1 protein-coding gene and 1 pseudogene are annotated in these 666 nt (G+C 70.9%); one reads left to right on the top strand and one right to left on the bottom strand.

The genetic code is table 11. The annotated features are described in order from the left end of the window. Positions 1 to 330 (top strand): orotate phosphoribosyltransferase (locus tag ACFQEU_RS17230; protein ID WP_379784137.1); only part of this gene is annotated, 330 nt, incomplete at its 5' end. A gap of 141 nt (positions 331 to 471) precedes the next feature. Here ACFQEU_RS17230 and ACFQEU_RS17225 read toward each other — a convergent pair. Then, positions 472 to 666: pseudogene (locus ACFQEU_RS17225) on the bottom strand (AAA family ATPase); the annotation flags it as partial.

Raw genomic sequence — 666 nt, 5'->3', positions numbered from 1 at the left:
GTCCCGCTCGTCGCCGTGACCGCCGACCGGCTCGGTCGGCCCTACGTCATCGCGCGCAAGCAGGCCAAGGAGTACGGCACCGGAAACCGGATCGAGGGGCGGCTGGAGGCGGGCGAGGAAGTCGTCGTCCTGGAAGACATCGCGACGACCGGCCAGTCGGCCGTCGACGCGGTCGAAGCGCTCCGCGAAGCGGGCGCGGTCGTCGACCGCGTGCTCGTCGTCGTCGACCGAGAGGAGGGCGCGACGGAGCGGTTGGCCGAACACGATATCGAGCTGGAGTCGCTGTTGACGGCGTCGGCGCTGCTCGCGGACCGGGATACGGACGCGTAGGTGGGCCGCATGGGTCCGCCGCACGTGGGGCCCGATATCCGCTCTTGATCGACTGTGTCGCATCCGCTCTTTGCCGGCCGTGTTGCTCGTGACTACCTTTCTCCGATCGACCGCTCGCGCCCGTATACGGCCTGAGCCCGCTCACGCCTCCGGCGATTCCACCGTCGGGACGGCGACGCGGTCGAGGACGTTGGCGATCACGTCCCGCTTGTCCACGTCGTCGACGGTCGCGTCCGGTGTCAACACCAGCCGATGCGCGAGCGTCGGCTCCGCCACCCGCTTCACGTCGTCGGGAGTGACGAACGGGCGGCCGTCGAGCGCCGCGGCCGCGCGGGC

Source organism: Halorubrum tibetense, assembly GCF_042661865.1.
In the GTDB taxonomy this organism is placed as follows: Archaea; Halobacteriota; Halobacteria; order Halobacteriales; family Haloferacaceae; genus Halorubrum; species Halorubrum tibetense.
Note: the sequence above shows the minus strand (reverse complement) of the source record. Positions and strands in the feature narration are given on the sequence as shown.